31 protein-coding genes are annotated in these 25,395 nt (G+C 31.4%); 6 read left to right on the forward strand and 25 right to left on the reverse strand.

Annotated features, from left to right (window positions below; all coding sequences use genetic code 11):
* Nucleotides 1-39: 39 nt before the first annotated feature.
* On the reverse strand, nt 40-987 hold the full coding sequence (locus tag ACFCYN_RS13520; RefSeq protein ID WP_172445036.1) for a S8 family peptidase: 948 nt from the start codon (nt 985-987) through the stop codon (nt 40-42).
* A gap of 289 nt (nt 988-1,276) precedes the next feature.
* Here ACFCYN_RS13520 and ACFCYN_RS13525 point away from each other — a divergent pair, with 289 nt between their 5' ends.
* Nucleotides 1,277-1,420, forward strand: coding sequence for a hypothetical protein (locus tag ACFCYN_RS13525; RefSeq protein WP_172445037.1), 144 nt, complete (start codon nt 1,277-1,279; stop codon nt 1,418-1,420).
* Between the two features lie 146 nt (nt 1,421-1,566).
* On the opposite strand, the gene ACFCYN_RS13530 is transcribed toward ACFCYN_RS13525, so the two are convergent.
* From ACFCYN_RS13530 to ACFCYN_RS13575, 10 genes are all read right to left on the reverse strand, one after another.
* Nucleotides 1,567-2,052: a cysteine hydrolase family protein gene (locus ACFCYN_RS13530; protein ID WP_375949807.1), complete on the reverse strand. Its 486-nt coding sequence runs from the start codon at nt 2,050-2,052 to the stop codon at nt 1,567-1,569.
* 242 nt (nt 2,053-2,294) lie between these two features.
* Nucleotides 2,295-2,597, reverse strand: a complete 303-nt coding sequence (locus tag ACFCYN_RS13535) for a hypothetical protein (protein ID WP_375949809.1) — start codon at nt 2,595-2,597, stop codon at nt 2,295-2,297.
* Between the two features lie 265 nt (nt 2,598-2,862).
* Nucleotides 2,863-3,726 carry an alpha/beta hydrolase gene (locus tag ACFCYN_RS13540; RefSeq protein WP_375949810.1) on the reverse strand — a complete coding sequence of 288 codons (864 nt, stop codon included), beginning with the start codon at nt 3,724-3,726 and terminating at the stop codon, nt 2,863-2,865.
* Nucleotides 3,727-3,843: 117 nt separating this feature from the next.
* The gene (locus ACFCYN_RS13545) at nt 3,844-4,098 is read right to left on the reverse strand and encodes a hypothetical protein (RefSeq protein ID WP_172445041.1); all 255 of its coding nucleotides are present in this window, start codon (nt 4,096-4,098) and stop codon (nt 3,844-3,846) included.
* A gap of 168 nt (nt 4,099-4,266) precedes the next feature.
* Nucleotides 4,267-4,467 (reverse strand): cold-shock protein, encoded by a 201-nt coding sequence (locus tag ACFCYN_RS13550; RefSeq protein ID WP_069032402.1) that lies wholly within the window; start codon nt 4,465-4,467, stop codon nt 4,267-4,269.
* A 99-nt stretch (nt 4,468-4,566) separates the two neighbouring features.
* Complete coding sequence (locus ACFCYN_RS13555) at nt 4,567-4,719, reverse strand: DUF3934 family protein (RefSeq protein ID WP_172445042.1); 153 nt, start codon at nt 4,717-4,719, stop codon at nt 4,567-4,569.
* Nucleotides 4,720-4,798: 79 nt separating this feature from the next.
* Nucleotides 4,799-4,954 (reverse strand): hypothetical protein, encoded by a 156-nt coding sequence (locus ACFCYN_RS13560; protein WP_172445043.1) that lies wholly within the window; start codon nt 4,952-4,954, stop codon nt 4,799-4,801.
* A 147-nt stretch (nt 4,955-5,101) separates the two neighbouring features.
* Entirely contained in the window at nt 5,102-5,581 is a 480-nt protein-coding gene (locus tag ACFCYN_RS13565) for a hypothetical protein (protein ID WP_375949811.1), read from the reverse strand.
* A gap of 111 nt (nt 5,582-5,692) precedes the next feature.
* Complete coding sequence (locus tag ACFCYN_RS13570) at nt 5,693-6,157, reverse strand: NUDIX hydrolase (protein WP_375949813.1); 465 nt, start codon at nt 6,155-6,157, stop codon at nt 5,693-5,695.
* Between the two features lie 220 nt (nt 6,158-6,377).
* Nucleotides 6,378-7,094 (reverse strand): hypothetical protein, encoded by a 717-nt coding sequence (locus ACFCYN_RS13575; RefSeq protein ID WP_375949815.1) that lies wholly within the window; start codon nt 7,092-7,094, stop codon nt 6,378-6,380.
* Nucleotides 7,095-7,416: 322 nt separating this feature from the next.
* Between ACFCYN_RS13575 and ACFCYN_RS13580 the strand changes: the two genes are divergently transcribed.
* Entirely contained in the window at nt 7,417-8,715 is a 1,299-nt protein-coding gene (locus tag ACFCYN_RS13580) for a BclA C-terminal domain-containing protein (RefSeq protein ID WP_375949816.1), read from the forward strand.
* Between the two features lie 330 nt (nt 8,716-9,045).
* Here ACFCYN_RS13580 and ACFCYN_RS13585 read toward each other — a convergent pair whose 3' ends face one another.
* The 5 genes from ACFCYN_RS13585 to ACFCYN_RS13605 form a co-directional block, all read right to left on the reverse strand.
* On the reverse strand, nt 9,046-9,309 hold the full coding sequence (locus tag ACFCYN_RS13585; protein WP_375949817.1) for a hypothetical protein: 264 nt from the start codon (nt 9,307-9,309) through the stop codon (nt 9,046-9,048).
* A gap of 84 nt (nt 9,310-9,393) precedes the next feature.
* The gene (locus ACFCYN_RS13590) at nt 9,394-10,458 is read right to left on the reverse strand and encodes a DmpA family aminopeptidase (protein WP_375949819.1); all 1,065 of its coding nucleotides are present in this window, start codon (nt 10,456-10,458) and stop codon (nt 9,394-9,396) included.
* An 89-nt stretch (nt 10,459-10,547) separates the two neighbouring features.
* Nucleotides 10,548-10,715 (reverse strand): hypothetical protein, encoded by a 168-nt coding sequence (locus ACFCYN_RS13595; protein ID WP_172445050.1) that lies wholly within the window; start codon nt 10,713-10,715, stop codon nt 10,548-10,550.
* Between the two features lie 331 nt (nt 10,716-11,046).
* Complete coding sequence (locus tag ACFCYN_RS13600) at nt 11,047-11,427, reverse strand: VOC family protein (protein ID WP_375949820.1); 381 nt, start codon at nt 11,425-11,427, stop codon at nt 11,047-11,049.
* Nucleotides 11,428-11,615: 188 nt separating this feature from the next.
* Complete coding sequence (locus ACFCYN_RS13605; RefSeq protein ID WP_172445051.1) at nt 11,616-12,044, reverse strand: DUF7878 domain-containing protein; 429 nt, start codon at nt 12,042-12,044, stop codon at nt 11,616-11,618.
* A gap of 511 nt (nt 12,045-12,555) precedes the next feature.
* Here ACFCYN_RS13605 and ACFCYN_RS13610 point away from each other — a divergent pair.
* Nucleotides 12,556-12,810: a DUF6429 family protein gene (locus ACFCYN_RS13610; protein ID WP_375949822.1), complete on the forward strand. Its 255-nt coding sequence runs from the start codon at nt 12,556-12,558 to the stop codon at nt 12,808-12,810.
* Between the two features lie 272 nt (nt 12,811-13,082).
* Here ACFCYN_RS13610 and ACFCYN_RS13615 read toward each other — a convergent pair whose 3' ends face one another.
* Nucleotides 13,083-13,808 carry a MurR/RpiR family transcriptional regulator gene (locus tag ACFCYN_RS13615; RefSeq protein WP_375949824.1) on the reverse strand — a complete coding sequence of 242 codons (726 nt, stop codon included), beginning with the start codon at nt 13,806-13,808 and terminating at the stop codon, nt 13,083-13,085.
* A 262-nt stretch (nt 13,809-14,070) separates the two neighbouring features.
* Here ACFCYN_RS13615 and ACFCYN_RS13620 point away from each other — a divergent pair, with 262 nt between their 5' ends.
* Nucleotides 14,071-15,507 carry a glycoside hydrolase family 1 protein gene (locus ACFCYN_RS13620; RefSeq protein WP_375949825.1) on the forward strand — a complete coding sequence of 479 codons (1,437 nt, stop codon included), beginning with the start codon at nt 14,071-14,073 and terminating at the stop codon, nt 15,505-15,507.
* A gap of 74 nt (nt 15,508-15,581) precedes the next feature.
* Here the strand turns inward: ACFCYN_RS13620 and ACFCYN_RS13625 are convergent, their stop codons facing one another.
* Nucleotides 15,582-15,980 (reverse strand): hypothetical protein, encoded by a 399-nt coding sequence (locus tag ACFCYN_RS13625; protein WP_375949827.1) that lies wholly within the window; start codon nt 15,978-15,980, stop codon nt 15,582-15,584.
* Between the two features lie 292 nt (nt 15,981-16,272).
* Nucleotides 16,273-17,145, reverse strand: a complete 873-nt coding sequence (htpX, locus tag ACFCYN_RS13630) for a protease HtpX (protein WP_172445056.1) — start codon at nt 17,143-17,145, stop codon at nt 16,273-16,275.
* Nucleotides 17,146-17,677: 532 nt separating this feature from the next.
* Between htpX and ACFCYN_RS13635 the strand changes: the two genes are divergently transcribed.
* Entirely contained in the window at nt 17,678-18,436 is a 759-nt protein-coding gene (locus ACFCYN_RS13635; protein WP_375949829.1) for a L,D-transpeptidase family protein, read from the forward strand.
* Nucleotides 18,437-18,535: 99 nt separating this feature from the next.
* On the opposite strand, the gene ACFCYN_RS13640 is transcribed toward ACFCYN_RS13635, so the two are convergent.
* The 4 genes from ACFCYN_RS13640 to ACFCYN_RS13655 all read right to left on the reverse strand — a co-directional run bounded on the left by ACFCYN_RS13640 (nt 18,536) and on the right by ACFCYN_RS13655 (nt 22,271).
* Nucleotides 18,536-19,900 (reverse strand): SMI1/KNR4 family protein, encoded by a 1,365-nt coding sequence (locus ACFCYN_RS13640; RefSeq protein WP_375949831.1) that lies wholly within the window; start codon nt 19,898-19,900, stop codon nt 18,536-18,538.
* Complete coding sequence (locus tag ACFCYN_RS13645) at nt 19,900-20,430, reverse strand: GNAT family N-acetyltransferase (protein ID WP_172445058.1); 531 nt, start codon at nt 20,428-20,430, stop codon at nt 19,900-19,902. Before ACFCYN_RS13645 ends, ACFCYN_RS13640 begins: the two co-directional genes overlap by 1 nt.
* Before the next feature lie 777 nt (nt 20,431-21,207).
* Nucleotides 21,208-21,720, reverse strand: a complete 513-nt coding sequence (locus ACFCYN_RS13650; protein ID WP_375949833.1) for a hypothetical protein — start codon at nt 21,718-21,720, stop codon at nt 21,208-21,210.
* 116 nt (nt 21,721-21,836) lie between these two features.
* A complete protein-coding gene (locus ACFCYN_RS13655) occupies nt 21,837-22,271 on the reverse strand; it encodes a hypothetical protein (RefSeq protein WP_375949835.1) in 435 nt (144 codons plus the stop codon).
* Between the two features lie 204 nt (nt 22,272-22,475).
* On the opposite strand from ACFCYN_RS13655, the gene ACFCYN_RS13660 reads away from it, so the two are divergent.
* Nucleotides 22,476-23,684 carry a macrolide family glycosyltransferase gene (locus ACFCYN_RS13660; RefSeq protein WP_375949837.1) on the forward strand — a complete coding sequence of 403 codons (1,209 nt, stop codon included), beginning with the start codon at nt 22,476-22,478 and terminating at the stop codon, nt 23,682-23,684.
* Nucleotides 23,685-24,036: 352 nt separating this feature from the next.
* On the opposite strand, the gene ACFCYN_RS13665 is transcribed toward ACFCYN_RS13660, so the two are convergent.
* Together ACFCYN_RS13665 and ACFCYN_RS13670 are read right to left on the reverse strand one after the other, a co-directional pair.
* Nucleotides 24,037-24,744 carry a DNA alkylation repair protein gene (locus tag ACFCYN_RS13665; RefSeq protein WP_172445063.1) on the reverse strand — a complete coding sequence of 236 codons (708 nt, stop codon included), beginning with the start codon at nt 24,742-24,744 and terminating at the stop codon, nt 24,037-24,039.
* A gap of 180 nt (nt 24,745-24,924) precedes the next feature.
* Nucleotides 24,925-25,350 (reverse strand): hypothetical protein, encoded by a 426-nt coding sequence (locus ACFCYN_RS13670; protein WP_375949839.1) that lies wholly within the window; start codon nt 25,348-25,350, stop codon nt 24,925-24,927.
* Nucleotides 25,351-25,395 lie beyond the last annotated feature (45 nt).

Raw genomic sequence — 25,395 nt, forward strand, 5'->3', positions numbered from 1 at the left:
TAGTCTACTAACACTACCCGGGACTTACCTATTAATATATTACATTCCAGATTTAGCAGGAACATTTACGCCTAGATTTAAAAGTCCATGACCTTCCTCTAGTGTACTGTATCCGAGCGGGACAGTATGACTAATTAGAAGCTCAAATAGTTCTGATTCAGTGATTTTCTTGTTCGTCTCAGTTTCGTATTGTTGAATTAATAAAGCAAGCGCTCCTGAAACATGCGGTGTTGCCATCGAAGTACCTGAAAGTACGGCATATTGATTTGTTGGATAGGTAGATAGAATCTTTTCTCCCGGTGCAACCAAATCAATTTCATCATTTGTATTACTAAATTGTGATAACCGTTTTTGAAGATTTACAGATCCTACTTCTATTACTTCATCATATGCACCAGGATAGCTGTATTCATCAGTCGATCCATCTCCGTCACCTTCATTTCCAGCTGCACATACAACGGCAATATTCTGTTCAACCGCTCTTTGAATCGCCGCATGTAACGAAGTATCATCCCCTGGACCACCTAATGACATTGAAATCACTCGCACTGTTTCTCCATTAGACCCTTTCCAATTTGTTGCATAATCAATGGCTTGTACAATTGATTCAATACTTCCCTCACCAGCACCAGTCAGTACTTTAAGAGCTAGAATCTTTGCTTTTGGAGCAACGCCGACTACTCCTTCTCCATTTTCAGAAGCAGCAATCGTTCCACATACATGTGTCCCATGTCCATTATTATCTAAGAATACGTTTGGGTCTCCACCGTAGTCTTCAGTAAAATTATATCCACCAATAATTCGATCTTGTAAATCAGGATGGTCGGTTTGACAGCCTGTATCAATAACTGCAACGACCACATCTTCCCCTTGACACCCTTTTTCCCAAATAGACTTAGCTTCGATTAACTGAACTCCAGGTGGTACTTCCTTCGTATAATCCTTAACTTCTTCCAACTTAAAAGGAATTAATCTAAATTTTGACATGCCTACCAGCTCCTTTTTGGGATTTATACTTAAAGGATAAATCTTTGAGGTATTAATTAGTATTCTACATCTATCCATAATTTCCCTTTTATTTAATTCAAATTTTCATAATTTTTATTTAGCGTCTTTAGATCTATTTTTAACAGTTTCTACTCCCTACAATTAATAGAAATCGTTGCGTTCACTTCATAAAAATTTTTCCATCATTTTACATCAAATTAATCTTAGCTTAAAAAAAGAGTTTTATAATCTATAAGTGTTAAGGTATTTTCAACCTAGGGGGAATAAGATGCTTACTAATTTATTAACTGAAATCAAATTTTGGTGGTTTGGAGAGTTGAGAGAAGAAGCAGAAGAACTAGAACGAATTGAATCTAAACATACAAGAGTTCGATTTGACTCTGATATTTATGAATTAATTCGCATACACTAAAAAATTTAAGATTGCTATAGAAAGATAAATATAAAAAAATCACCACAAGTTTAAATTCCCTTGTGGTTTTTTGTTTGCTCCTAAAGTTAATTTTTAGACTTTTTACTTAAGAAACAAGCTTTGAAATTCTACTTGAATACATAAGCTTATACAATAAATGGCAATACATTATAAGAAATTATATTACGATCACGATATGTTTGAGTTATTATATCACTTTTTGTGCTTAATATCCCATTTTGTAATATAACCGCTTTAAATCCCCTTTCAATAGCTCCATTATATGTAAAAAGTACACAATGCTCTGCTGCAAAGCCAGCCACAATCACTAACTTAATATCATTTTCTATTAAAATCGATTCCAATTCTGTATTCCAAAATGCATTTGATTGTTCCTTCCTAATACAAATATCTTGTTGATCTACATTTATTTCAGGAATAATAGCAAGCGATTCAGAATTAATCTCATCGGCACCTTCAACATCCTGAACATGTATGACTAAATGTTTATTTGACCGAATCGACTCAGCAACATAGTTAATATACTCACAAGCACCTTCGACATTCAATTGCTCTTTTTTATCCTCTAAAAATATTTTTTGCATATCAATAATTAACAAAGCAATTTTCATTTTTTCTCCTCCAAAGTCTTTTTATTCTTTAAAATAAATATTCTATTTGTTTTAAATTAGTCCTACCTTTATTTAATAGATTCTAATAAATTTGAATGATAATTTTTGAACAAAAGAAAAAGACCATAAAAATGTGGTCTTACTTTAGACTGAATACATACGTTTATTGAACTAGAACACTTTATTTTCTAAATTAAATTTGAAAAATTGTTCTCTTTGTTGAGTAAGTTTAATGATCACCTTTACTTATAAATAAAAATAATACAAGCAAAGACACATATAGTCGGAATAATACTAATCCATTTTGGAATATTTACATTAATTCCTACCAAAGTTTTTCTCAATAAGGCATCTGCGAATGCATAAAGATTGATCGCCACAAACACTGCTAATAAAGTAACTATAAAAGGATAATGACTTAGAAGAAATCTAGCTTCAACAAAGATTAAAGGCAAAAATACAATCTCTAATAATAATTCAATTAAATCATATTTTCTATTGTCAAACTTAAAAATCCATTTCCCATATCTTTTTAAGTTCTGCATAGTCACAATACCTCTATTGATAAATTTTAAATTTTAAATTTCACAAAACAATTGCTTTCAAAATAAGCTCTGCAAAAAGTAGCATAGTTCTTCCTTGAATTACAGCTCCTACACACCTGATTTATTCAAGTAAGCAATTTCCTAGAACATAAATCATGAAGACGACCATTTATATGAACAAATAACTGCATTATTTCTGATTGCTCGATTATATCTTTTCCTCTTATGGCTAATACTTTAAAAGGCTCACAAAGGTTCCCCTAAATTACTGTGGTTTATTGTAGCAAGCACTTAAGATTGGTGCCCATTCTTTAGACTTATCCATAAATGACACATGCGAGCCCGGAAGCGTGATAAATGGACTACCAATTTCATTAGAAAGTTTTTGTGCAACTTCAGCAAACCAGACATTCTTATTCACTGTCCAATCGCCCGCTGCAAAAATTAATTTTTCTTTATGTTCACGCAAGATATCCTTATTTGGTATGTAATTTGTTACTGGAATTAATTCCTGTTTGATAAAAATATCATCAGCAATTTTTCCAGCTAAACGCACCTCTCCTGGAAGTTTTGGCTCTTTCCTTAAGTATGCTTTCAACCTGATGTCTGATAGTAATGGTGCAATCGTTATGCGTCCCATAACACCCATTCCAAACTTTGTAGCTGCCTTATTTGAGTCTTTGCTTAAAGCTAGTTGATAGCAGTCACCAAAGAATTTCAACCATCTCTCTTGATCATTCGCAAAGTTTGCTAACGGTGGTTCATGAATTACTGCTAATCGAACTACCCCAGGAAAATTCTTAACTAGCTCCAGTGCAATTACTCCCCCACTACTATTCCCAAAAATAAAGGCAGATTCTTCGCCAACTGCCCTAAGAATCGCAAGTACATCACGACTTTGTTGTGCAACAGAAAAATTTTCCAGATTATTTGCGGTACTTCTAGCATTTGCTCTACGGTCAAAGGTGATCACTTTAAACTGATCAGACATCGCATCAGCTAATGGAAGAAAAGTATCTCCATCACCGCCACCACCAGGAATAAATATTAGCGGTACTCCATTCCCAGTTACTTTGTAAAATAACTCATCGCCCTCTGTGACAATCTTGCCACAAATTCTTTTGTTCATTTTCCAACACCCTTTTATGTAACTTCTCATTTTCATACCAATAACTTTTTACTATGTTAATCATAAAAAATTGAGCCATTGCTGTGACTCATTTTTTATTGACTAACAAAGAATTAGTTAGTTAATTAAAACTGACTTTTTACTTAGGCGACTTTGCAGAAAAAATGCAATCGTAGCAGAAATCAACGTAACAATTATAGTTGGAATTGATGAACTTTTTACAAAAATCACTTCATTATGTAATTGCTCAACATTGTTCCATAAATTAGGCAAATCAGGTTGATAAAAAACAGTTTGCAACATTCCTGAAAAAACATTAATAACACCAAATAATAAAATAAAACTTAAAACAAACAACAAATACTTTTTCATTCAATTTTCTCCTTTAGTTATTTATTAAACATGTTCAACGATTGCTGATTAACTTTCATTAAAAAACTATGTACTAAAAAAGATACCTAAAGTTATTCTAAATAAGTTTATTTTTAATAAGAAAAAAAGTCAGATTCTATTTCATAGAATCTGACTTCTTTTAGTTAATTATGCTTTTTTTACATTAGTTGCTTGTGGTCCGCGTTGACCTTGTTCTACTTCAAATGTAACTGCTTGTCCTTCATCTAATGATTTAAATCCATCAGTTTGAATTGCTGAGAAATGAACGAATACATCATCACCATTTTCACGCTCGATAAATCCAAAACCTTTTTCTGCATTAAACCATTTTACTTTACCATGTTCCATTTTTGTTTCCTCCTTGTGTGATTTACACACGTTTTAATATATTCAATATTAACAATAAACTTAAAGATAATCAAATTCACATAAAAAATTTTATATAATTTATTTATTTTCATTTGTTCCTGTCTTATTTTTGGTACCCTTACTTACATATGGTTTCGCACTTTTTGCTTTTTTTGCACTAGCTTGCCACCTATTCCAACCCTTCTTATCTGTACCTCTACCTGTTCCGCCCTTACCTTTAGCTTTACTCAAAAAAACACCTCATTAATATACGACATTAAACTACTATTGACGACTAACGTTCAGTTAGTTCTAAAATAAGATTTAATCATTAAAAAATAATATTTTTTAATAAAAGAACTCCGTAAACTATAGCACTACCAATTATAACTAATAACCCTATCATAAAAAAGCCATAAATAAAACCCTTACCCATTGAAAATATATCCAAAAACATATTTTTAAAGATTTTTAGTAACTTTTTCATAATAATTCTCCTTATGGTATATGCTTAATTTTATTTTCCCTTTCATATCCAACTTATTATGCAAAAAAAAAAATTGCCATATACATAGATAAATGCTATTAAAGTATACATAAAAGCACTCCAAGATTATTTGAAGTGCTTTTATATTTACTGTGTATATATATTTTCAAAGGCTGTTTCTTTATCGTTATTTTTCAAAGTGATTTTAAAATTTTCATCGAATTGTTTAGTTGATTTAAGTTCAAATAATGAATGTCTGTTCATACCTTTATCTACTGTTGATCGATATGAGATTGCTAATTTTTGACCGTTCATTTTGAATTTAATATTGGAATAGTTTGTACCTACACCATTAAACAAAATATATATTTCTTTTTTACTTTTATAATCATATAAATAGACACCATTATCATTGTTCATATTAATTTTTTGTTTTAAATCTGATTCATTAATCTTTTCAATATCTAATTCTTCTAATATAAAACCTTTTTGTATTTCATTCGAAGAGATTACTACTTTATTTACTAGAGTTTTTTTTGTTGGAACACTTTCGCTATTACATGCTGTTAGTGTGAAACTTGTTAATATGAAAATACTGAAGTTAAGCATTTTTCTTTTAAAGGCCATTTTTACCTCCACAAACTTATGTAATTAATATAAAAACGAAAATTAATTTGATTGAACCAATTAATGAGATTTTTATCCTCTTGAGCGCATGCTTTAATAAAAAAAAGTTCACTAGCTTACTATTGGACTTTGTTTTCCATTTATCCAATCAAGAATAAATGGTTTTTGACGAGGATCTAAGTTGCTTGGTAAATCCATTTTGCTAAAAAATTTATGTTCCTTGCTTTCAATTCCTTTTTGTATTAAGTCACCATTATATTTTGTTGTCCTAAAAATTACTTGGACACTATATGCTTTGTCTTTATTAGGATATTCAACAAAACAACTTTCTCCAGAATAAATACCAAATAACTCTAATTCATTTACTGTTAATCCTGTTTCCTCAAAGGTTTCCCTCTTCGCAGTTTCTTCAAATGTTTCTCCAATTTCCATTACTCCACCAGGAATACACCAATTGTCTTCATCTGTACGGTGCTGTAGTAATATAGCATTATCTACTTCAATAATGACCCCGCAACCAACTGTAAATAAAATTTCATTTCCAATTAACTTTCTCATTTCTTTTATGTAGTTCATATTAAATCTTTCTCCTATCAACTTTGTCAGTTAGTACATTTAAATAATATAAAGTATTAATTTTCATAGTTATATTGTCAGTTACGTCGAATAAGAGCTGCGAAAATAAACTAAAGAATATTAATTAACCTTTAACTTAATTCATTTTACTTATTAAATTTCCTTCTTTTCTAATTTAACTAATTGCTTTTTACTTCTAAAGGTACTGCAATTAATCAGATTAGTTAAAAAAAGTTTTAATAGATTTAAAGTCTTGAGTTTGGTCATGAATATCATTTTTCAGGGCACTAGTTATCAAATGAATAAAGTCGGGTTTCCAAGCACAATAAACTAAATCGCTAAGATGAAATGATTGTAAAACTTTTTCCAATACTTCTTTATAACTCCGATAGTCTACTTCTTTATTCAAAGTAACAATAGACAATAATTCTTCTTTACTTAACTTCTTCTTAGCATGTGCAAACTGGTTTGCTACATAAACAGCGAATCCTTCATAAAACCACTTTGGCCCCATTTTTTCCTCTTCACCATCAAGAATTCGTATATGCAAATTATGGGCTAATTCGTGTATCATTAGTTTTTCATAGCTATCTTCTTCACACCCCTCTGGATACACCGCTTGGTAAACTTCGGGAGAAACCATAAATAACCGATCTTTTAAAAATACTGCAACAATACTAGATGGAACTTTCGTATTTTCTGAAAGATTGAATGCTTTAACTAGAGCATCGTCAAATTCTTTTTTACTTGCAAAAATCTTTAAACTTGTAATCAAAGGTCGATCTAAATACGTTTGCCAATTATGCTTTTTTGAGAAAATATACACTTTTTCTTGGGCAGTAAGAATTAAATGATTATAAAACGTTCTTTTTAATTCCATGGAATTTGGCAGATTTAATACAACTTGAAAAACTCCTTCAGCTAATTTTCTCATCACTAATAAATCCCCCATTTGTTTTTTCAATCTCACTTTTGATCATATCATTAGCAATTCTGAAAGTGCTCTCAAATTAATATCTTTTTTTCGAACTTTTGATTTATTTTATTTGTTTTTACTTAATAGACATTCAAGAAAAACAGTTTTTCAAACTTTACACCAAATTCACTAAAAATCGAGTCTACTTTTTGGTGACTACCTTACAAATATATTTGAAATAGAACTAAGAAATATTAATTACCTAGTTAAATGTATGAACAAAAAGTGCCATGTAAGCATAGTAATATAGAGCTAGAAATAAATAGGACAAGTTAGATATCAAATGAGGAAAATTGTCTATATAGATATAGAAAAAGGTGATTTATTGGGCAAGGAAGATCGAAAAAAAAATGATTGTTGCAATTGTAACAAATCAAAACAATGTGATTGTCAATGCAATCATTGTAAACAACGTGATTGTCATAACGAATGTGGTTGCCACAGCCATGGTTTTTCCCAATGCTGTTGTATTCCGGGTCCACAGGGACCTAGAGGGCCAAGAGGTAAACAAGGTGAAGATGGGGAAAGAGGTAAAAGAGGGGCTACCGGTGCTACGGGGGCTACTGGAACAAGTGGAACTACTGGGGTGACTGGTGCTACAGGGCTTACTGGGGCTACTGGTGAAATAGGTGCTACGGGGCTTACTGGCTCTACTGGTGATACAGGGGCTACGGGGCTTACTGGCTCTACTGGGGCTACTGGTGATACAGGTGCTACTGGGCTTACTGGAGCTACTGGGGCTACTGGTGATACTGGCTCTACTGGAGCTACTGGTGATACAGGTGCTACTGGGGCTACTGGTGATACTGGCTCTACTGGTCCTACGGGCGCTACTGGTCCTACAGGTCCTACAGGGGCTACGGGTCCTACGGGCGCTACTGGGGCTACTGGGGCTACTGGAGCTACTGGAGCTACTGGAGCTACTGGAGCTACGGGTCCTACGGGGGCTACAGGTTCTACTGGCGCAACTGGCCCTACTGGGGCTACAGGTTCTACTGGCGCAACTGGCCCTACTGGGGCTACAGGTTCTACTGGCGCAACTGGCCCTACTGGGGCTACAGGTTCTACTGGTTCTACTGGCGCAACTGGAGCTACGGGTCCTACGGGGGCTACGGGTCCTACTGGAGCTACGGGTCAAAGAGGAGCTACAGGTTCTACGGGGGCTACGGGTCCTACTGGTCCAAAAGGCCCGTATGCCTATGCTTTGAATAGCGCAGGAGTGCTGCCTGTAACAGTTGGTGGTACAGTTGTTCCTCTACCAACAGTTCAAACTTTGAGTCCTGGAATCACAATTAATGGAACGTTTGATACGTTTACAGTTGCAAATGCTGGTGTATACTATATTGCTTATGCATTAAATACTACTGCAGCATTAGCATTGTCAACGCAAATTTTAATAAATGGTGTTCCAGCAACTCCAACTATTATTTCCCCTTTATTAAGTCTATCAATATTTCATTGTTATGGTATATTGCCATTAAATGCAGGCGATACTATTTCACTTCAAATATTTGGTTTGACTGGTCTTGTCACACTCCTAACAGGAAATGGAGCTACACTTACTATTTTTCAATTAGATTAAAAAGTGAGTCTTCTATATTGCAGTTTCCTGTCAAGTTGACAAACAACCTTAGCCCGATTCAATTGGCTAAGGTTGTTTTTGGTTTACTAGCCAAATATCAACGGCAGTATGCTATATATCAACGAGATCTAGCATTATATCAACGAAGTTCACAACTTTATCAATATTGTTCAATTAGTGTTCGCGTTAGCAACAGGACAAACCTAAAAATAATACTCAGTACTTTCTCTCCCTATATCCCTCATAAATAAAGATAACCCACTAGGAATCAAAACCTCTTAGAGGATTACCATATTTTTTGAAGAGTTAACTTTCACTCTACTAATCACTTTATTTACTATTTAATTTTTTTATTTCTATTTTATTAAAGTTAGTAGGAAGTTTTTTTACACTATATTTTCGTTGCTCATTATTTGGTAGAGGTAGATTTACAATATTTATATTTTTTTTAACACTTACCTCGGTTTTTGCTACATTCTTAATTGTTGCAGTTACTATTGCGTTAGACTTCTTAAGACCCGTCAGATCAAAGAATATTAAATTAACACATAAACAAGTTACAAAAGTACATATAACAATTACTATTTTTTTCATTTTCTGCCTCCTAACTTAATGCTTGTCCATCCATAAGTTTAAGAGTAGTTTATGAATTAAATTACTAGATTAGAACCTAGTAATCTATATTAAGTCAACGTTATATTTTCTAATTAAATCTTTAAATGCTGGTCTTTCATTGCCATCTCTTCCTATAATATGCGTTGCAGTTATTAGTGAGTTTAAAACAGCTTCTTCAGTTGCTTCTCCAACTGCCCTAAAAGCTAGGTCAATGTCCTCTTCGTGTATAGTCGGTACCAAAAGACAATTTGTAGTTTTTTCATGAGGGATTTTAGTTGCTGTTGAAAAGCCGATCACTACTTCACCACTTCCCGTAGTGATGATTGAACCTGTTCTTGATAATCCAGTAACCGTTCTTTTTATGATTCGATTAAGTTGTCTTTCAGATACAGGCAAGTCTGTTGCTACAATCATAATTATTGAACCTTTATCTTGCTCTTCTTGTTCTTGTAAGATATGGTTTTTTAACTCTTTTCCAACTGTCTTTCCGTTCACTTTTAAATCACTTAATATCCCAAAGTTTGTTAGCACTAAAACTCCCATTGTATATGTCCCATGATCCATTTTCATAAGCCGGGAAGCTGTACCAATTCCTCCTTTTAATGAATAACAAAGCATTCCTGTTCCTGCTCCGACAGTTCCTTCTTTTACTAGATTGTCAGCATTATGTATAGCTTGATGAACATGGTCTCTTGTAATATATCTAGTTCGAATATCGTTTAAATGCATGTCATTACATTCGCAAATCACTGGGTTAACGGTTCCTGTTGTACGCCCTATTTCCGAATTTTGTTCTAACATATACTCTATTAAAGCGTCTGCAGCTGTCCCAATACTTAGTGTATTTGTTAAAATAATTGGCGTTTCAATTGTTCCTAACTCATTGATCTGAATTGTCCCCATCGATTTACCAAATCCATTAATTACATGACTAGACGCAATTAATTTTTCCTTAAAAATATTCCCCTGATGAGGTAAAATTGCAGTAACACCCGTCTGAATATCTTGATGGCTTATTGTCACATGACCAACTGTAACCCCTTCAACATCGGATATTGAATTTAATTGTCCAGTTTCCAATTTCCCAATAATTACACCATAATCTCTAATTCTTTTTTGAATCGACATAACAGTCCTCCCGAAATTAAAAATCTTTAGTAAAATTTATTATTTTATCACTAAAACACAAAAAGCCCTTATTAGAGCTTTTTAAATGATTATGATTTACCTTCCATAGAGCGATCTATAGACTTATGTTGATTGAAATTCTCTTTGTAAACTTTTTGAGGAATATACGTTAGTGAAATTAAAGCTCCACTAATCATTAGTAAAATCATCAATGACGTAACTAATAATACAATCTTTTTGGAAAATAATTTCATCATTCGTTGTTTTCTCCTTTTATGATTAATATTAAGGTTTATTTTAACAGATAAATTCGAAAATTATCTATTTTAAAATGTATATAAATTTACTAAAAAACATTTTTAGCTTTTCTGTAAATTATTACCATCTCCCAAAAAAGAACTGTTTAATTTCCCTAACATACAATATATTAACCTGATTTTCTTAGTGGCAGTGGCAAACAGGTACTTTCACTTTTATCTTATAGATAAAGGTGATTTTTTCAATCTAACGAAAAAAACACATAGAAATTTCTTTCCATGTGTTTATATTTTTTTGAACCAATGCAAAGGGTCTAATATGTATAAATTCCTACTTTTTTTCCATAACTGCAAAGTAATTTTGCTCATCATCGGCAAAATTAAATACCCGACCAGTTGGCATTTCTACGATTTCTCCAACAGTAACTTTTTTATTTGTTAAGTTACTATATAATTCATCAAAATTATTTGTAAAGAACATTAAAGAAGGTGTACCAAGATTTAGAGAAGGTTGCATTTTCGAAATTAACTCCTTATTATGTAGCACTATACTTGTTTCAACATTTTTCGAAGGAGCCACTTCAATCCATCGCATTCCTTGACCATTGCTATTGTCAGAAATTACACTAAATCCTACTTTTTCAGTCCAAAAATTCATTGCTTCTTCCTGATTGTTTACGTATACCATTACTTGTCCAAGCGTATTAATCATTTGAACCTCTCCTTTAGATAAATTTCACCTGAAATATTTACCATCAATGTTTGAAAATAAATCCACTAATAGTAAAAGTTCATTAAATTATCATTTCTTGATGCAAATTAATTATCCTCTAATTCGATTCACTTTTTACTAAATTTAACAACTGCATAAACTACTTAAAGCTTTTCATTTTCAAAAAATTATTGCGGTTTAAATTTATCTAACGTGAAATCATAGTTATATTCAATAAGGCCACCATTTAACTCCGTAAGAAACTTATTAACTGATTCGATTAGGCATTCTGTATTAATGGATTCAACTGGTTCAAACATTTGCCATACAGAGTAAATAGTCCAATTATCATTTCCCTTATAAAGAAAGTTCATAAGATCTTCATTTCGATTAATCGATTCATAATTCATATTTTCTCGCAATCCATTTTCTACCTTTTGAACCCATTCATTAAGTTGGCCGGCAAACTCTGTTAAATTAATATTTGGATCATGGAAATATAAAGTTTCGTTCAAATATATATTTAAAGCACCGTCAATATAGCTCCCAGTGTTCGCAACATAAGCTGGTTCAGTAGGAATCTGATCGTTTAATATAAACAAGAATTTTATATTCATAATAGTTTCCTTTCAAATGAGATGCAATCTTTCAATTACTACTTATTATTTCCTGATTTTTGGTATTCTGTTCATTTTTATTTAAAAATATAAAAAACATCTGTCATAGAAAACTAAAAAATTGAATGCCACTAAAAATGACTTGTATAATAGATTCAACATTAACTTACGAATTATTTTTTTTTGATTTAAGCATACGATATTTCAATAGAAAAGGAAGAGGGATTAGGATGAATCAAAATTATTTTTTTGGTCTTTTCCAATCAATTCTCATATTGATTTTGGTATTTGTTTTTGTTTATAAATTTTCAGAACTTCGAACAAAAACCACTCACTTTGTTTGCCCATATTGCGGTAATCGCTTTAAATTATCGAAATTAAATTTTGCATTAGCATTTAAAACATGTAAAATAAATGAGCGCATTGTTACTTGTCCTAATTGTGGTCATCGAGATCGAATGTCTATATTAAATGATTAAGATAATAGGAGTAAAAGAAAGGAACTGATCGAGTGCAAGAACGGATTGATGAATTAACATTATTGTTGTTATATTTAACTTCATTTGAAGAAAATGCGGGATTAGGTGAAACTAACCTTCGGAGCTGGAAAGGATATCCTTTCGATACGCTTGATAAATTATCGAATAATAATCTTATATTTAGTAGTAATCGTGCAAAATCAGTTTATTTAACAGAAAGTGGTATTGAACAAGCAAAAAAATTAATGCAAAAATATAATATTCAGACAGAGAATAAGGAATTTTAAGCTATCTTTAACTTTCTATATACCCTGTAACGATTCAATTTGACTATAAATATGCTGTTAATTATTCACAAACATTTTTAAACAAAAAAAAGAGAATGTTCTCTCATCCTCTTCTTTCGCATTCTTAAATTTAATTTAATAATTTATAAATGAAGTTTATTTTTCGAACCTCTTAAGTCTTATTGCTTCATTCGGATATTTAAAAATTCAATGCCTTTTAAAATTTTTATTCCATCACTTTTATAGCACTTATTTACTAAAAATAAACTAAACTATTGATTAATTTTATAAATTTCACGTGCAATCGCTTCTATAATATAGACTACTGGAACTTGAGTAGTAATATTTGTAGTGTCAACATACTCTTCTGTCACATAATAAGGAATATTTAGATCAGACATTTTGGCAATAGTAGACAATTTATTATTTGTAATGCTAATAATTTTACAACCTTCTTGTTTAAGTAAATTTAAATGATTTACAGTGAAATTATTCTCTCCTGATACTGACAACGCAATTGTTACGCTATTATTTCTTAGTTTCGAATGAATCGGAAAATGAGGGTCCTTTATGTACAATGAAAATCTTCCTAAACTGGAGAAATATCTTGATCCGTATTCTGCTAATATACCAGAACTGCCGATTCCAATAAAAATGACCGTTTCGGCTTTATTAATTTGAATTGCTGCTTCTTTAATTTTTTCTTCTAAATCACCTTTTAGTGTTCTTTCAAAAAAGTCTACTAAAGTATGATGAGCACTTTTAACGCTAGTTTTCTTTTCTTCCTCTAAATACATTTTCAACTTTACTTTAAATTCAGAAAATCCGTCGCAATTTAGTTTCCTACAAAAACGTAATATCGTTGAAGTTGAAACATGTGTTTCATCTGCTATTTCACGTATCCTCATGTATGCTACTTTTTCCATGTTTTGAGAAATATAATTATATAAAGATAATTCTAATTCATTAAAGGATGCTATTTGATCGTTTGAAAACAATGTCTATTACTCCTTCTATAATTAAGTAGATTTTGCAAAGAATATTTAAAAGTGGCATTATTATTTATTTGAAAATTAAATTATTCTACTATTTTAACATACATAACCAAGAAACACAGTGTTACATTTATGAAACAAATTATTTCTTAAGTTAATCGAGACTAGTTTCAGTTCACTTATTTACTAACGTATTCGCAAACGGTATTATTCGAATATAATCACTTTTAACTTAAACTTTAAAAGAAATTAGGAGGTAAAAAATATGAAACAGTTTAAATTTCCTAAAGATTTTTTATGGGGTGGCGCAACCGCTGCAAATCAAATGGAAGGTGGCTTCTATGAAGGAAATAAAGGACTAAATATTGCCGATGTACTTCCTGGTGGAAAAGAAAGACTGACCATTTTACAATCACCTGGCTTTAATTTCGAGATTGATCGCTCAAAATATAACTATCCAAATCATGAAGGTATTGACTTCTATCACCGCTATAAAGAAGATATTGCTTTATTTGCAGAAATGGGTTTTAAAGTTTTCCGCATGTCAATTGCATGGACAAGAATTTTTCCAAACGGAAATGAGCTGGAAGCAAATGAAAAAGGTCTAGCCTTTTATGATCGTGTTTTTGACGAATTACACAAATATGGCATCGAACCTGTGGTTACAATTTCACACTATGAAATGCCAGTGAATCTTGTAAAACAATACGGTGGCTGGAGAAATCGAGAAGTAGTTACCTTCTTTGAAAGATATGTAAATGCAATCTTTAATCGTTATAAAAACAAAGTAAAATATTGGATGACCTTTAATGAAATTAATAGTGGCTTAATTATGCCAATTATGGGCCTTGGCTTTTCAATAAAAAATGAAGAAGATAAATATCAACCAACATTCCAAGCATTCCATCATCAATTTGTGGCAAGTAGTATTGCAGTTAAAGCATGTCATAACATCATCCCAGATGCTCAAATTGGATGTATGATTTTATATGCTCCGGTTTATTCATTTGACTCAAATCCTAAAAACGTTATGTATGCTCTACATGAGGAGCGATTCTTTAATTATTTCTGTGCAGACGTACAAGTTCGAGGTGAATACCCAGCGTTTATTAATCGTTTCTTTAAAGAACATAATATTAAAATTGAAATGCAAGATGGTGACTTAGAATTAATAAAAGAAGGTACTGTAGACTATATTGGATTCAGTTATTATATGTCTAGAACTGAGAAAAAAGAAAAATCCGATTTAGAAAGTTCGCAAGGAAATCTAATTGGTGGCGTTAAAAACCCATTCCTAAAAGCAAGCGACTGGGGCTGGGAAATCGATCCTGAAGGATTACGTATTAGTTTAAATCAATTATATGACCGTTACCAAGTCCCATTATTTGTTGTAGAAAATGGTTTAGGTGCTTACGACAAAGTTGAAGAAGATGGTTCAATTAATGATGATTACCGAATTGATTATTTACGTGAACACATTAATGCAATGGGAGAAGCAATTGAAGACGGTGTTGAGTTAATGGGATATACTAGTTGGGGATGTATTGATTTAGTTAGTGCATCTTCAGGAGAATTCTCAAAACGCTATGGCTTTATTTATGTCGATAAACATGACGATGGTAGTGGCACATTAGAACGTCTAAAGAAAAAGTCATTCTTCTGGTATAAAGATGTTATTGCTTCAAACGGAGAAATATTATAAAAATCAAGTACATTAGAAAAGGAACTTCTACGATGAAGTTCCTTTAATATTGCTTTCGCTTAACTTTTAACTCATTACTTACTATCAATACTTACCTTTAACTTACCGTCTTCATAAGCAGTTAAATAAACTAGATCACCGATTTCCAATGACTTATGTGGTTTCTTATTGAATATTTGATTTTCAGTAAATTCGTATTTTCCAGAATCACAAACGATTTGAAAATGCTCATCATTTTCTTTTTTTGCAAGTTCAACAACTTCACATTCATAAGTTTGTAATTTTGACGTTACTTTAATTGAATCAACTAATTTGATTTGACTTTTTGACTTAGGAAGTTTGACAACGATGGGATGTGCTTTAGCGTGATTAAAATTAATGATCGCAATCGATATAATAATTCCAAGAGTTATAACAAAGGTACCTAAAATTATTCCCGCCATTTTAAATTTTTCAATTTTTTCGTTATCCAAATTTAAGTGCACCTCATCTTTTTAAGTATCTATATTCCCTAAAATAAAATGAAATCCTTCTTGCGATTAGATTTAACTAATAGAAAAAACAATTATCCAATCTTAAAAATTAAGATCAGCCTAAAAGTCAGCATAAATGGAATAGAATACGAGAAAAATTGTTGTGTGATTCAAGTTTGTCTAATTGTCAGTTTAGAAGAATTAGAGCAAACTTTTATCTTCTTACTTTCACTTCAATACTATTTTCTATAAATTTAAAAATGAGGGTACCTGTAAGGGCACCCTCATTTTTTTATAATGATTTCAATCGTTCGATTCTTTTTTCTAATGGTGGATGTGTAGAGAATAATCTTGCAAATTTCTCTTTACCACTAATTTTAAAAGCGGCAATCGATTTTTGGCGATCATCTATTAATCGAATATTACTTCTCAATGATTCTAAAGCATAAATCATGTTGTCTTTACCACCAATTTCTGCAGCATACTGATCCGCCTTAAATTCCCTTTTTCTTGAATACCAGAAAATAATTGGACTACTTAAAATACTAAATACGATTTCAAATACGATCGAACAAAGAACATAAACTACATAAGATAACTCTTCTCTAACAAAATTAGAAACAATTTTTGCAACTAAACGAGAAAAGAAAATTACAAAAGTGTTTATGATTCCTTGTAATAAAGTTGTAGTAACCATATCGCCATTTTTTATATGAGCAATTTCATGTGCTAGAACACCACTAATTGCTGGTCGATCCATTGAATTAATCATGCCACTAGAAACGGCAACTAAAGAACGTCTTTTACTAGGTCCTGTTGCAAAGGCATTTACTTCAACCGAATCATAAACTCCGATTTGAGGCATCTTTTTTAAACCAGCAAGTTTTGCTAAACGGTATGTTTCTTCTATTACATAATTTAACCGTTCATTTTGTGGAGAGCGAACATCAATTAATTTTACGCCCATAATCCATTTGGCCATTATACGAGAGAATAATAATGAAATAATCGCTCCACTAAATCCTGCAATTACGCTAAAAGCAAGCAGTGCCAAGTAACCTGAATCACCAATATAGCGAGGTACACCTAATAATGTTGTTATAGTTGTAATTGTAATTAACACTAAAATATTAACAAAAATAAAGAAAGAAATACGTTTAAACAATCTGTTTCCTCCTATCAAAATGCTTATAAATTTATTATATTTATCTTTTAATCTTAAATATAGAGGCTAAGTCCTTATATAATTTGAAAGAACTTTAAGATTCTACTATTTTACTAAAATCGTTTGATGGCTAGTTTCTAAATTATCTTCAGATTAATTAAATGAATCTCTTCACTAAAAAACTATTATTTGATGGAGAAAAATTCCACCTTTATTACTTTTGTTATGACTAAAGTCCCGGTAATAATTTATTGGGGAGTGCTAAGATAATCTAATTAATTAATACTTATTTTAGCATTTTCTTTCCACAACTTCACTTATTTTGGTGATATCCCTTAAATTTTATAGCTTAATTTTCTTGATAATACCTCTTAAGCTATACAGACCTAAAGAACTACATCCGACTCGTTACAATTGTCATTTTTTTCAAGAAATTATTGAATAGCTAAAAAAAATGTAACTTGGACATCTTCTTTACTCATAGGATTAAATGATTAAGATTTTGAATTTATATTTTTTGGGAGGGAAGCTTTTGATAAGAAAATGGATAACCGTTTTAATTTTAACGTGTTTTATGATTGTAGGTATTGGTATAAAACCTACTCAAGCAGCAACAAGTCAATTTATTATTATTAATAAATCATCAAATCAACTTGCTTACTATGAAAATGGTAAACTCTACAAAGTATTTAAGGTGGCCACAGGTAGGAGTCCATCCCTAACACCTGAAGGGAAGTTTAAAATTGTCAATAAGATTGTCAATAGGCCCTACTATACAGGTCATATTGCTGGTGGAGATCCACGAAATCCACTTGGTAATCGTTGGCTTGGATTAAATGCACGAGGTACATGGGGAACAACTTATGCTATTCACGGTAATAATGATCCAAGTTCAATTGGAAAATATGTCAGTCACGGCTGTGTCAGAATGTATGATAATGAAGTAGAATGGCTTTTTTCTAGAGTAAAATTGAGCACACCTGTTGTTATTACTTCTTCAAGTAAATCATTCGATTCCATAGCAAAAGCAAATGGATATAAGGTAACAAGTAGTAGTGGTGGGTCGAATGCTGTAATTCCTAGTGGCACTATCTTAAAAAAGGGTGCCAAAGGTACATCAGTTAAAAAACTACAACAAAAACTTACTGCACTGGGCTATAGTACAAAAGGTATCGATGGTATTTTTGGTAACAATACAGACCAAGCAGTGCGCAAATTTCAAAAAGACAGGCATTTAACTGTAGATGGAATTGTTGGTCCGGCCACGATTAAAGCACTTGGAGGACTATGAATTATCATTTAATAGAGGATGGATAATCCTCTATTTTTTTATGTCTCGAATAGAATACTATAAAATGGTGCCAAAGCATCCCTTGTATAATAATCATAATTACATAGAGTAAAATTGATCTATGTTTTCAATTAAAGAATCTAGTATTTGGATCCTCGTTCTGAGGATTTGCTTTATTTTCATTTCATTTAACAAGTTTACAAACGCTTCTTTTGAAGGCAAAGTGAATTCGATCTGTAAAGCAGGCTCACACGTTTTTTTCTTTAATAAGTCATCTAATACATGAATTATAGTGACTTGATGCTTTTCCTCTAACTCTGACCATCTACTTATATCTTCCCATGAAGGATTTGATTCGATATATAGTTGGCACCAGCCACTAGTAACTGGGAATCTTACATATCGTTCCATCCAATCGATCACTTGACGCGAATTGTTTAAAGAAAGGTGAGCAAGTGCTTCATACCCATTTACCTTTCCATTCGATTGCTTTTCCAAATAATCCGTTACTAGGATTAATCCTTTATTAGGTGAAAGACATTTTATACTAAGATAAGAGCGCAATCCCGGATCTAATTGAGATTCATTATTCTGTTCCCATAAATCTTCAACCCAATTCATTGCATATGTTCCAATAGCTTCACCAATCATCACACAAATCATTTTTTTATCTTCAAGTGCTTCAAATTTAATTAGATATTTAAGTAATGTATCAAACAACTCTCCTTTATTAAAATTCAAAAGGGATTGTAAAGATACATAATCTAGTTTTTTTCTATAAATTGTAAATTCGATTAACTTATCCATACCATTTTTTACATCTTCTAGAGTTGTTTCAGAAAATGAATCAAACCATTGCTTCCATCTTTGTGCTTTCAAACTCGAAACTTCTAAACCTCTAGTATTTAAAAAGTATTCTATTTGCCATTTTTCACTACCTACACAATTAAGTTCAGAGATTTTTTCTAAATAGTCAATAAACGAATCTGCAATATATGTAACTGTATCTTCTTCATGATCCCAATAGATCACGGTTTTCTCTTCACCTTCAACTAACATATCAAATGCATAAACGTCACCATTTCCAGCCTGCGAAAATTCAAGTTTTCCTCTTAGATTCTTACCATAATCCTCTCCATCATATACCAATTCATCTGCTAAACTATCTAAGTTCTGAAGACTAGTAATATCCCAATTAATTTCTCCTGAAAAAATTTCAGAAAATCCTCTCGGAATCATTGTATCGTCTGAAAATGAATAATAAAAAGAGAGAGACTTTGATAAATTTAGAACGATCGATTTATATGATGGCGGTAATTTATATCCTATCTCACTTTCTTTTTGATTCACTTCTACGATTGTTGCTTTTTCTCCTATCATTAAAGGATGCACTTTTCCATTATTACGCTCTATTTTATTAATTATAAAATCCCATTTTTTTAATAGTTTTTCATATCTGCCCATTAAAAATCAACATCCTTATTTTTTTCACCTATAAATAATTTAGCCATATTGTATTCATCAAAGCTTGTCCCATTTATTATAATAGAATTTCTTTTACTCCCTTCAATTTCAAACCCCATCTTTGTATATAAAGCTATTCCTGCTTTATTTTCCGTCACAACAGTCAACTCTAATCTTTGGATTTTATGAATAGCCACCCAATCTTCTAAACTATGAAATAACTTGGTACCAATGCCTTTACCTGTGTATTCTTTTAAAATTCCAATTACAAGATAAGCGCAATGTTTTTTTCTTATTGCATGATTTCCAATCACAAACAAATAACCGACTAACTTTCCTGAACTCTCCTCAGCAACAAGTACTGTTGAATGAGGTGATTTCTCTATAATCGCTAGTTGTTTACGTTGTCCCTCAATTGTAATGTTTCTTTCACCAGCGCCATAAAGCATAAATTCAGACTGATTTTCGACTTCTTTAATTAATTGTACAAATTGTTCTGTATCATCTAGATTAACTTCTCGGATATTCATTAATTTCCCCACCTTAAACAGTGCTTTTCTATTCACTTTAATTTAGAATACTCTAATTTTATCATTCACTATATTAAAAAAGGCTATCGAAACAGACTTTTGTCTAAATTAAATACATTTTTTCACATCTTAAAATCTAATTTTAAATATTTAACTAAAATAAAATAGGAAAACACTTGCCTCAAATTTATGAAAGTATATGTCTATTGTTAAAAAAAGGATCTTCTTAATATAAGAAGATCCTTAATTGCCTTTCAATTGTAATTATTCAACAATATTAAATTGTAGTCGCAATAAATACTGTATAAATAGCACTTTGTGTTATTTGAGGTGTAATAAACAACGAAATAGCATTATCTCTGGAAACCGGATTTCCAGAAATTGTACTAGTCCAAGTGACAGTAGCTGTTGCTGTAGCTGGACTAGGATTGAATATCGTTACAGGCTGTGGACCTACATCATTTGGTGTTATAGAAAATATAATTGTTCCAGTTAAGCTTTTTGAATTGATTTTAAAATATTACTTTAAACTTTTTTTAAAATAAAAATAAAAACCACCTCCTAAGAAAAGAGGTGGTCATAAGAAGAAAGGATTAATGGTAACCCATTTTTAGTAGCTAAGCTACGCTATGGGAGGAGTTCGTTTACGTTCGTTCGTCATTCGTTACACGTAAGGAAAGTAACCTGTAACTCTTCATCCGTTTGCTTATCGACCAATTTGATAGATCCATTTTTTATCTTCTTATCCTCACAGGAAAGTCTCATTCCTGTGAGGAATTAATAATAATCTGTTCCATCAAATGGAATATTTATTGTAAAGTTTTTTGCATCAATTAATCCTGATAGACGCGTTACTTTTCGTTCTAATTTCAATGCTTTCATTCGATACTCTTCTGGGTCGAAATATAGCTTCTCTACAATTATATTTTCAGACCCATACATCGGTTGAATACGTTCCTTCTTGGATGCAAAGCTTTTACATAGTTGTACTTCAGCACGTAATTGTTTTGCATACTCAATCGCTTCAGTAATTGACATCTCTTCATTTTCAATGGAAATTGTATTTTCTACATTTGCTTTTTGCATCAAGAAATCCAATTTTCTAAAATCAGCACGAACCTTTGATAATTCATTTTCAATTTTAGTCAGATCACGCACTAAAACTGGAATAGGATGGTTCTTTTCTACTTCAACAGTTGAATTTTCTTCAAGTTCTTCAATTAATTCACGAATTCTTTTCGAAAGAATATGTCTAATATTTAAAGCCTCAGCAAGTGTAATTTGATTCATACGATGCTCCTTGGATTCTAAATTTGCAAGATAACTAGTTTAGTATGTAGAAAATTAATATAATTTAAAAGTGAAAAATCACAGTTATTCTAAACTTTTAATAAACGAGTCTTAAATTAATTACTTGCTAAAATTAACTTTTGAGTTTTAGGATTATAAATTTTATAACTAATTTCTACATTATGATCCTTTGTAACTGTCACTTTACAATAATAAGGAATGGACTTTCCATACGCATCTAGCTTAGGTATATTTCTGAAGCTAAATACTTCATCCGAATCGAGCATATTAAAATCCGCTTCAGCTGTACGACTAGATGAATCAATTTCTATATCACATTTTCCACTCACTACATCATATTGTTTAAACACAACAAATTTTAAGCTTGGTAGAGTACTAGCTAAAAGGAAACCACCTAATACTATACCTAGAATGCTTTTACTTACATTGCTGAATGTAAAGTGTGTATCAAAATACATAACAAATAATCCTATTAACGAGCCTATTACTAAGAACGCTCCAAATATGAGCATGAAATAATAAGTAGTCACCTATTCACTTCCTTTTTTTTAGTGCATAACTAATTTAGTCTCAATTTTAATCTAAGTAATTGATCCTCAAAAAAACCTAATACATGGTCTAAAATGCGAAAAAATAATTTTTATCTCTAAATCAAAATTATACAATCTAATTGGATAGTTAATCTGATTTCCTTTACAATAAAAACAATTAATCTAATCCAAGGAGTGTTTGAAATGGCACGTGTTTTATTTATTAACGGTGGCTCAGAAGGCCACATCAACCCAACAATTGGAGTTGTTCAAGAGCTTATTTCACGTGGTGAAGAAATTGTATACATAACTACAGAATCTTTTAGAGAACGAATTGAAAAAACGGGTGCGATTGTTCGAACTTTTGATGAACTAAAGTTTATAAAAGCCTTTCTATCAGGTGGCAGAAATTATTTACTCGAAAGAATCAATGGACTATTACATACTGCAGAAATAGTCATTCCTAGCATTCTTGAACAAATTAATGGAGAGCATTTTGATTACATCATCCATGATTCTATGTTTGGTTGTGGAAATATACTTGCCCAAATCCTCCAACTTCCAGCAATTAGTTCTTGTACTACTTTTGCACAGACTAAAGAATCTTTCGATAAAATGTTGGAAGAGGAATCAATCAAAATTCCAAGTGAAATATTACATCAGATAGAAGCCGAATTTAAAAACTTAAAATTAAAGATTAAGAATAATTATGGTGTAGAAATCAACTCTCAATATGAAGTTTTTTGTAATCCCGCTCCTCTTACAATCGTATACACAACTAAAGAGTTCCAGCCAAATGGGAATTCTTTTGATCGATCTTTTAGCTTTGTCGGACCATCAGTCACTTCACGAGTACAAAACACTGATTTTGATCTTGCTGCGATTAAGAGTAAAAATCTAATCTATATTTCATTTGGAACTGTTTTTAACCGTGCTATTGATTTTTATAATCTTTGTTTTGAAGCATTCGGTAATAGTGAACATTTCATTCTGCTATCAATTGGCTACCACACTAACGTTTCAGATTTAGGTGAAATCCCTGAAAACTTCATTGTAAAACAATATGTACCACAAATCGAAGTGTTAAAAAATACTAAATTATTTATTTCGCACGGCGGAATGAATAGCACAAGTGAAAGTCTTTATTACGGAGTTCCATTAATCGTTATCCCACAAGGTGCCGATCAGCCACTTATAGCAAAGCAAATAGATAATATCGGAGCTGGTATTCATTTAGAAATGCAAAACTTAACACCAATTCAACTACGTAATGCCGCTGATCAAGTGCTAAATAACGCTTCATATCATAAAGAGGTCACTACTATAAGTGAATCTTTTAAAAAAGCAGGTGGTTATCGCCAAGCTGTTACTGAGATTTTACAATTTTATAGTCACTACACAAGTAAAAATTAATATTCTAGAAGTATCATCAACACAATTTCATTCATAATTTTCATATCTTATCTATACAAAAAAATCTACAAAGATATTTTTTATCTTAGTAGATTTTTTCATATTTTTTCATTTTCTAATCTAGCTTTTTACTAATACTTTTTAAAGGACCACTCTCAACTATATTTCGACCAAAGCCTCTTCCAAATTGGAATATTTGCTTTGATTTTACCGCCTAATTGATAGATTTTTAGTAGATTTCTTCAATATTTTAGTCGGTTTAGATAGATTGGGAATGCTCGTACTTATTTCCCGTTTTTTGAGTGCTTATTTTACCTAAAATTCCCTTTTACATTTTACTTGAACCTTGACGTCAACATCTTACATATTTACGCTTAAAACCAAGTAATCCTTTATCCAAATCCTTTTGAATTTTTTCAGAGCAAAGTAAAATATTACTTTTTTTCTTATCCTTTTTGATTTCGACTGGCCCTACTTCATTAGCGATTTCAACTGCTTTTTCATGTTGAGGTACATAAGAGATTGCGACTGTATACATAAAGTTATTCATTGCAGATTTTGTTCGTTCAGGAGATGTGTGAATTGTATTTTTTACTTGTTCTAGCATGGCTGAAATCTTACTTGAGCTAAATTCGGTGTCTGAACGATTTCCTAATAGCCAACAGTAACAACTCCAACCTGCTGACATTTTGAGCTCATCACCACTTGCAATCCATTTATCAGCAACATCTTGTGCAATATCAGCTTCAGCTAATGTTACTGAAACTACATAATCGGAAAGCATGAAGAAATATGCACCATCAATCCAGCGGTCAAAATCAGTTTCTGTCATTTTCATCGGATCAGCGATAATTCCTGCAAAATACATAGCATCATAATTACCGGTTGAGTATAATTGGTCAGCTAACAGCTGATTTTTTTTTATTTTTTTAGCAATAGGTTTCATTGCCCCAGTAGCTACTCCAAAAAGTGGCTCGCGTGCACCATTACTAATGTATGTTTTTTTAGTTCTTTCCTTACCTAGTGCTTCTAGCTCCTGCATTACCGTTTCAAATTCCATCAATTTACACTTCCTTTCAATCATTTATGATCTTTTTTGTACTTCACGATGGTACTAATCTAAAAAAATCCTTAAATCAATTATATCAATTCTTATGCAATCATACTGTTAAACCTTTTAGAACATAAAAAAAGAGCCACTATAGTAACTCATTGAGTAGAAAAAAACTTTATTTCAAATTTAAAACTCAGTATATTTTATAATTTTCTTTATTGATTCAGCATTGTCAATATTTACACTTCTAAAACCATTAAATCCATTTAATTTAATTATGGCTCCACTTTTTGTAAACCAAAGTAATGAACTATATTCAACTGATTGATCTACTGGACTTTTAAAACTAAGTTGAATATCATATTTAGCTAAATCAACAGTTGGATGGTCAATTATTTTACTATACAAAAATATTTCTTCTAATTGATTTATTCCTGATTGACGTTCGATATACATGGGTTTAAAACTGATTTCATTTTTTCCAAATTTTGTATAGTTATAACTAATCCATATCTCTTTGTTTGATTTAATATGCATTCTTTCGTAATAAAAACCAGCTAAGAACATTGCAAAAACTGTAACAATAATCAAAATTATATATGGTTTTTTCAAAATATAGTCCCTCCGAATAAAAGATCTACCCGCTACATATATAAC

The sequence above is a fragment of the Gottfriedia sp. NPDC056225 genome, assembly GCF_042267765.1.
In the GTDB taxonomy this organism is placed as follows: domain Bacteria; phylum Bacillota; class Bacilli; order Bacillales; family Bacillaceae_G; genus Gottfriedia.

Bases quoted from the DNA above. Each gene is read 5' to 3' on its own strand.
- ACFCYN_RS13620 (WP_375949825.1), top strand. From the start codon at position 14,071: ATGAAACAGTTTAAATTTCCTAAAGATTTTTTATGGGGTGGCGCAACC.
- ACFCYN_RS13570 (WP_375949813.1), bottom strand. From the start codon at position 6,157: ATGAACTACATAAAAGAAATGAGAAAGTTAATTGGAAATGAAATTTTA.
- ACFCYN_RS13605 (WP_172445051.1), bottom strand. From the start codon at position 12,044: ATGAATATAAAATTCTTGTTTATATTAAACGATCAGATTCCTACTGAA.
- ACFCYN_RS13665 (WP_172445063.1), bottom strand. From the start codon at position 24,744: ATGGAATTTGAAACGGTAATGCAGGAGCTAGAAGCACTAGGTAAGGAA.
- ACFCYN_RS13540 (WP_375949810.1), bottom strand. From the start codon at position 3,726: ATGAACAAAAGAATTTGTGGCAAGATTGTCACAGAGGGCGATGAGTTA.
- ACFCYN_RS13595 (WP_172445050.1), bottom strand. From the start codon at position 10,715: ATGATGAAATTATTTTCCAAAAAGATTGTATTATTAGTTACGTCATTG.
- ACFCYN_RS13535 (WP_375949809.1), bottom strand. From the start codon at position 2,597: ATGCAGAACTTAAAAAGATATGGGAAATGGATTTTTAAGTTTGACAAT.
- ACFCYN_RS13550 (WP_069032402.1), bottom strand. From the start codon at position 4,467: ATGGAACATGGTAAAGTAAAATGGTTTAATGCAGAAAAAGGTTTTGGA.
- ACFCYN_RS13520 (WP_172445036.1), bottom strand. From the start codon at position 987: ATGTCAAAATTTAGATTAATTCCTTTTAAGTTGGAAGAAGTTAAGGAT.
- ACFCYN_RS13660 (WP_375949837.1), top strand. From the start codon at position 22,476: ATGGCACGTGTTTTATTTATTAACGGTGGCTCAGAAGGCCACATCAAC.
- ACFCYN_RS13645 (WP_172445058.1), bottom strand. From the start codon at position 20,430: ATGAATATCCGAGAAGTTAATCTAGATGATACAGAACAATTTGTACAA.
- ACFCYN_RS13545 (WP_172445041.1), bottom strand. From the start codon at position 4,098: ATGAAAAAGTATTTGTTGTTTGTTTTAAGTTTTATTTTATTATTTGGT.
- ACFCYN_RS13600 (WP_375949820.1), bottom strand. From the start codon at position 11,427: ATGATTAATACGCTTGGACAAGTAATGGTATACGTAAACAATCAGGAA.
- ACFCYN_RS13590 (WP_375949819.1), bottom strand. From the start codon at position 10,458: ATGTCGATTCAAAAAAGAATTAGAGATTATGGTGTAATTATTGGGAAA.
- ACFCYN_RS13585 (WP_375949817.1), bottom strand. From the start codon at position 9,309: ATGAAAAAAATAGTAATTGTTATATGTACTTTTGTAACTTGTTTATGT.
- ACFCYN_RS13580 (WP_375949816.1), top strand. From the start codon at position 7,417: ATGAGGAAAATTGTCTATATAGATATAGAAAAAGGTGATTTATTGGGC.
- ACFCYN_RS13560 (WP_172445043.1), bottom strand. From the start codon at position 4,954: ATGAAAAAGTTACTAAAAATCTTTAAAAATATGTTTTTGGATATATTT.
- ACFCYN_RS13650 (WP_375949833.1), bottom strand. From the start codon at position 21,720: ATGAATCAAATTACACTTGCTGAGGCTTTAAATATTAGACATATTCTT.
- ACFCYN_RS13525 (WP_172445037.1), top strand. From the start codon at position 1,277: ATGCTTACTAATTTATTAACTGAAATCAAATTTTGGTGGTTTGGAGAG.
- ACFCYN_RS13640 (WP_375949831.1), bottom strand. From the start codon at position 19,900: ATGGGCAGATATGAAAAACTATTAAAAAAATGGGATTTTATAATTAAT.
- ACFCYN_RS13565 (WP_375949811.1), bottom strand. From the start codon at position 5,581: ATGGCCTTTAAAAGAAAAATGCTTAACTTCAGTATTTTCATATTAACA.
- ACFCYN_RS13530 (WP_375949807.1), bottom strand. From the start codon at position 2,052: ATGAAAATTGCTTTGTTAATTATTGATATGCAAAAAATATTTTTAGAG.